The sequence below is a fragment of the Sphingomonas fucosidasi genome, assembly GCF_036663855.1.
Classification (GTDB): domain Bacteria; phylum Pseudomonadota; class Alphaproteobacteria; order Sphingomonadales; family Sphingomonadaceae; genus Sphingomonas; species Sphingomonas faeni_B.
Window position 1 is genome coordinate 1 of record NZ_JAXOJR010000020.1, and the last position, 3,042, is coordinate 3,042.

Here is a 3,042-nt window from a genome sequence, read left to right on the forward strand (position 1 = left end):
CGTCGTCTATACCCAACGTCTGCAACCGCAGACCGTCGCGGGGTGGAGCAGCCCGGTAGCTCGTCAGGCTCATAACCTGAAGGTCACAGGTTCAAATCCTGTCCCCGCAACCAACAATAACCCGCAAGTCGAATGACTTGGCGGGATTTTTTGCGTCTGGACCACGCCGCTCAAAGCGCGTCAGGTATCAAACGGGTAGCACGCTACTGCGTATGACAGCGTAGCACGGAAGGTCCCTGAGGACTCTCCTGCGGACTTAACGGATTACGGTCCGGCCGTTTCGGGCTGGCAGATGGTGTAAGCGGCCGTTTGTTCATCAAGCTCGCGATGGTAGCTACGCGGTCCAAGTTCGGTCATTCAGTCTGTCAATTTGCGTGCTTGCAATCAGCCGTTCGCCCATCGTCTGTCATGCCGCGCTTGAACGGGTGCGATCGTATATACCTGGAGCGGATGTGGCACCTATATTGCGGAGATGACTTTCGCCCCGATGATTCGCAGCTTCTTCGATCTTAACGAAAGGGAAATTGACGAGGCGGAACGCCTCGCGGTCATCCGGCGCTCTGTCTTTGGCAAGACCTCCGGATAGGACGATGTACTCGAGTCCCGGCTCATTCTGCTTTTGTCCGAAGCACAGTCTGGCAAGACGTATGAATGCAAGGCGCAACAGGACCTACTTTGGAAGCAGGGCGAACCTGCCTTTTATGTCGAGCTGGCATCGGTCGCCGCACAGCCTTGGGGGCATTTGCGATCGCCAGCGGAAGATGAACGACTGGAAGCATGGAAACGAACAGATAGCCAAATCGCAACTATCTTCCTCGATTCGGTCGATGAGCTCAACCTGACCCAGGGGAAGTTCCGGACTGCGCTGCGCAATGTGGCCAACGACCTCGAAGGCCATATGGGGCGCATTCGAGTCGTCCTGACGTCGCGGCCCTTGCCGGTGGATAGGGATCTCTTTTTCAAGACGTTCGCCGCGTCGAAACCGCAGCAGCGGTTGAGCGAGGAGGATTTCGCTAACCTCGCGCTCGGGAAGAGCGCTGAGAAGCAGAAGAGGGAGAAGGCCCGACCCGAAGCCCGCTACGTCTCGCTGCTGCCGCTTGGCCGGAGCGATATTGAGCGGCTCGCCCAGGCGCGGGGCGTCGAGGAGGTGGAGTCGTTCATCAGCGCGCCTCACAGCTCGTCGATGATGGACTTCATGCGGCGGCCGCAGGACGTCATCGAAGCCGCTGCCGCCTGGGTCGAGCTTAACGGCTCATTCGGGACCCACGCCCAGCAGGTGGCGTTCGACGTGCAGGCTCGCTTGAAGCCGAACCCGAATCGGCATGACCGCGACCTGGCACCGGCGCGCGCCTTGAAAGGCGCTCAGCGACTGGCCCTTGCGGTCGTGCTGACTCAGCGGCTGACGCTGCGCCACGACGTCAACAATGATATCCTCGACGCCGCCACGGTGATCGATCCCGCGATCATTTTGGAGGACTGGCCGAATGAAGACCGCAAGGCGCTGCTCGAGCGCGCCTTATTCGGCTTTGCGAGCTATGGGCGCGTGCGCTTTCACAACCGGCTCGCCTTTGAGTTTTTGGCCGGCCAGCGTCTGTCGGAGCTAATCAACGCCGGGCTCGCGCGCTCCGCTGTTCGCCGCCTTCTGGTGATCGAGACGGCGCAAGGCTTCGACGTGATCCGTCCGTCGCTGCGTGATGTCGCGGCTTGGTTGTCCTTGTGGCAACCTTGGGTATTTGACCTTGTCAACCGGCTCGACCCGGCACTCCTTCTAAACCTTGGTGATCCGGGGAGCCTCAAGGTGGAACAGCGCCAACGTGCCCTCGACACTTTTATCGAGCGGTTCGGCATGGGCGGTTGGCGGGGCGTCAGCATTCCTGAGATCCAGATCCATCGGCTGGCGGACCCGACGCTCGAGCCGATCGTGCGCGAGCGGTTCGCGTCGGTCGAGAATGTCGAGGTCCAGCAGGTTCTTCTCGACCTCATTGGGGCGGCGAAGATGGCGGGTTCTGCTGAGTTCGCCAGGGCCGTAGTCTGGGACCACAAAGCGGATATATATCCCCGGATCGACGCGATCGTCGCGCTTGTCGCTCTCGACGACCGCGAGCTGATCGATATTGCCGGGAGCATCGCCGCCGGTCCCGGAGAATGGAGCCAGAGCGCCGCACGCTCGATCCTCTATCGCCTCTATCCAAGCCATATGACCGACGAACAGCTGATCGGTGTCCTGGGCTGGATGGAGGAGACCAACAGTACCGGCTACCAGCTCTCCCGGGTAGGCCTCTGCAAGGTTGGGATGGAGAGCGATCGCCGGAGTGACCTCGGCTTCCTCCATTCGTCGTTCAAGGTTCGTGCGTTCACCCAACGCGGCGGCTAGCCTTGCCTTCATGTCTGCGTAGTCGCCCACGCCGTCGGCCATCATGTCGGTGAGACGGCCGATGCGGCCGTTCGTCTTGACGAGGGCGCGCTCGAGCTTCGCTGTTTCGGACGCATTGGCCGCCCGGTCCTGTTCCCGAGCGCGACGATACTCGTCGACGAAGGCATGTACGAGTCCCGGTTGAAGCAGGCGTTCCCGCAACGCGCCCAGGACCCGCTGCTCAAGCTGCGAGGTGCTGATCGTCCGCGTGTTGACGCATGTTCCGGACGCCCGCGCCGCGCTGCATCCCCAGCGCTCGGCGCCGACGACGGTGAAGGTGCCGCTGCAGATCCCGCAATTGATCAGCCCGGACAGCAGCCTCTTGCTCGGCTTGCGTTTGACGCCGGCCACCCGCTCCGCCGTGCCGTCCATCGACGCCACGGCTGTCCAGGCCGCGTGATCGACGATGCGCAGCTCCGGTACCTCCTGCACCTTCCATTCGCTTTCTGGATTAGGTTTGGAGACGCGCTTGCGCGTGATGGGATCGCGGACGAACCGCTGCCGGTTGAAAATGACGTGACCCCCGCCTTTCATCCAGCTGCGACCAGAGACCGACCGTTGTTGTCGCGCAGGAGCGCGGGTGAAGCAACGGTCAGGTTTAAACCCGACCGTTGCTTTTCGAGTTCTGC

Annotated in this window: 3 protein-coding genes and 1 tRNA gene; 2 read left to right on the top strand and 2 right to left on the bottom strand. The window is 61.7% G+C overall.

From position 1 onward, the window contains the following. Positions 1-36 precede the first annotated feature (36 nt). Positions 37-113 (top strand) — tRNA-Met (locus tag U1737_RS20530). 557 nt (positions 114-670) lie between these two features. Here U1737_RS20530 and U1737_RS20800 read toward each other — a convergent pair. Both U1737_RS20800 and U1737_RS20805 read right to left on the bottom strand, forming a co-directional pair. After that, on the bottom strand, positions 671-1,174 hold the full coding sequence (locus U1737_RS20800; RefSeq protein WP_443027169.1) for a hypothetical protein: 504 nt from the start codon (positions 1,172-1,174) through the stop codon (positions 671-673). A gap of 594 nt (positions 1,175-1,768) precedes the next feature. Next, positions 1,769-2,704: a hypothetical protein gene (locus U1737_RS20805; protein WP_443027170.1), complete on the bottom strand. Its 936-nt coding sequence runs from the start codon at positions 2,702-2,704 to the stop codon at positions 1,769-1,771. Here U1737_RS20805 and U1737_RS20540 point away from each other — a divergent pair. Next, positions 2,607-2,813, top strand: a complete 207-nt coding sequence (locus tag U1737_RS20540; RefSeq protein WP_332798080.1) for a hypothetical protein — start codon at positions 2,607-2,609, stop codon at positions 2,811-2,813. The genes U1737_RS20805 and U1737_RS20540 overlap by 98 nt on opposite strands. Positions 2,814-3,042 lie beyond the last annotated feature (229 nt).